This window comes from Mesorhizobium sp. M7A.F.Ca.US.005.03.2.1 (assembly GCF_003997795.1).
GTDB lineage: Bacteria > Pseudomonadota > Alphaproteobacteria > Rhizobiales > Rhizobiaceae > Mesorhizobium > Mesorhizobium ciceri.
On record NZ_RZRP01001230.1, the window covers coordinates 1 to 1,321 of the forward strand.

Sequence of the window (1,321 nt, forward strand, 5' to 3'; positions counted from 1 at the left end):
GCCGTAGCGCTTGCCGCCGACCATGGCGGAGCCGTCCATCTTCACCTGCGCAAACAGGTCGGCGGCAAGCGCTACGGCATCACCGAAAAGTTCGGCTACAACACGATCGGCTACAACAAGACCAAGGTCGACCCGGCCGACATGCAGTCGATGGCGGCCCTGACCGGCGACAAGTACAAGGGCAAAGTCGCCATCTACGACTACTACCTGCCGGTCATCGGCATGGCCGCACTGGCGATCGGCAAGAAGACGGCCGATCTCACCGAAGCCGACCTGCCCGCCCTCAGGGACGAGCTCTTGAAGATGAAAGCCAATGCCAAGCTGGTCGGCGAAGTGACCGCCAGCCAGACGGCGCTGGCGACGGGCGAGGTCGACATACTGGTCGGCGGCGGCGAATGGGTGACGGCGGGCCTGGCCAAGGAAAACCCGGCGCTGGACTTCTCCATCCCGAAAGAAGGTGCGGTTCTGTGGTCGCAGTCGCTGGCCATGTTCAAGGATTCCAAGAACAAGGACATGGCGCTGAAGTTCATCCAGTACATTATGAGCCCGGAGGGCCAGGCGCGGCTTGCCACCTCCTCCTGCTACTGGGGCATGCCGGCCAACACCAAGGCAGCACTGACCGACGACCAGAAGAAGGTGCTGCGCTTCGACGAACAGCCGGGCTTCCTGACGCGTGCCCAGGCCTATCCGGCGCCGAACGCCGATCTCGACAAGAAGATGCAGGACATGTGGACCGAAATGCTGCAGGCGAAATGAGCCGATAGCGCTCATGAGCTCGGCTGGAAACAACCCCTTGCCCCGGGCGGGCCATACCCTGCCCCGGGCGAGCTCTGCTCTGCCCCGGGCGAGCTCTGCTCTGCCCTGGGCGCTGGTCACGCCGGCGCTCGGCTGGACGCTGCTGTTCTTCGTGCTGCCGTTCATTGCCATGGGGTTTTCCAGCCTGACGGCGCATGAGGGCGGCGGCTTCACGCTGTCCAACTACAGCCAGTTCTTCACCAACCCTTCCTACTGGCAGGCGATGGTGAACTCGCTTGAGGTGACCGCGATCGTCACCGTGGTCTCGGTGCTGCTCGCCTATCCCTTCGCCTGGATCCTCGCCGAACAGGTGCCGGAGCGCTGGCAGCGGCTGGCGCTGATGCTGGCGGTGCTGCCGTTCTGGACCTCCTATGTCGTGCGCTCCTATTCCTGGCTGCTGGCGCTGGCGCAGAACGGCGTCGTAAACCGGGCGCTGACCGGCTCCGGTCTCATCAGCGAGCCTGTGCATCTCGCCAACACGCGTTTCGCCACCATCACCGGCTTCGTGCACTTCTTCGTCATGTTG

Annotated in this window: 2 protein-coding genes; both read left to right on the forward strand. The window is 63.9% G+C overall.

What is annotated here, in order from left to right; all coding sequences use genetic code 11:
- Positions 1 to 756, forward strand: a 756-nt coding sequence (locus EN991_RS36535; RefSeq protein WP_127370540.1) for an extracellular solute-binding protein, incomplete at its 5' end; no start/stop codon positions are given.
- A gap of 13 nt (positions 757 to 769) precedes the next feature.
- The coding region (locus EN991_RS36540) for an ABC transporter permease (RefSeq protein ID WP_245461181.1) at positions 770 to 1,321 on the forward strand (552 nt) is incomplete at its 3' end.